The organism is Chryseobacterium sp. MHB01 (assembly GCF_034651565.1).
GTDB classification, from domain to species: domain Bacteria; phylum Bacteroidota; class Bacteroidia; order Flavobacteriales; family Weeksellaceae; genus Chryseobacterium; species Chryseobacterium nepalense.
Genome location: NZ_JAYEDA010000052.1, coordinates 1 through 479, shown reverse-complemented (window position 1 = coordinate 479; position 479 = coordinate 1). Strand labels below are relative to the sequence as shown.

1 protein-coding gene is annotated in these 479 nt (G+C 28.6%); it reads left to right on the top strand.

Going from position 1 to position 479, the window contains the following annotated elements:
• On the top strand, positions 1–479 hold a 479-nt coding region (locus tag U9K52_RS21210), incomplete at both ends, for a restriction endonuclease subunit S (protein ID WP_322928029.1).

Sequence of the window (479 nt, the reverse complement as noted above, 5' to 3'; positions counted from 1 at the left end):
AACTTTAAATATGGTAATGAAATATTTGATAATATTTCAAACAAAAAACATAATTCTGATTTGCCTATTCTCGCAATAACACAAGACTATGGTGCTATTCCGAGAGATTTAATTGATTTTAAAATAACCGTTACCGATAAAAGTGTTGAAAGTTATAAAGTTGTAGAAGTTGGAGATTTTATTATTAGTTTAAGGAGTTTTCAAGGAGGTATTGAATATTCTAAGTACAAAGGTATATGTAGCCCAGCATATATTATATTGAGACCTAGTATATCAATAGATAGAATTTTTTTTAAATATTACCTTAAAACTCCAAAATATATAACCCATCTTAATAGGAAGTTAGAGGGAATAAGAGATGGCAAAATGATTAGCTATTCATATTTCTCCGACATTATTCTTCCGCTTCCTTCCATTGAGGAGCAGAACAAAGTCTCAAAGTTTTTATCACTTATTGAAAATAGAATTCAAACCCAAAG